We start from the raw sequence: 233 nt of genomic DNA on the forward strand, positions 1-233 counted from the left end.
GCTCATCGAGCATCAGAACCTTGGGCTTGGTCATCAGCGCGCGGCCCACGGCTACCTGCTGACGGTGACCACCTGACAGCTCGCCCGCTGCCTGATAGCGCTTGTCCTTCAAGATCGGAACCAGGTGATAGACCTGCTCCATCGTGTCGGAGAAATCATCCGTGAGGATGAACGCCCCCATTTCCAGATTCTCTTCTACCGTCATGGATGTGAAAATATTGCTGGTCTGCGGT

1 protein-coding gene is annotated in these 233 nt (G+C 56.2%); it reads right to left on the minus strand.

The genetic code is table 11. From position 1 onward, the window contains the following. Positions 1–233: ATP-binding cassette domain-containing protein (locus R0J92_RS26930; protein ID WP_411053939.1), on the minus strand; the 233-nt coding region annotated here is incomplete at both ends.

The organism is Tritonibacter sp. SIMBA_163 (assembly GCF_046535935.1).
Classification (GTDB): Bacteria; Pseudomonadota; Alphaproteobacteria; order Rhodobacterales; family Rhodobacteraceae; genus Epibacterium; species Epibacterium scottomollicae.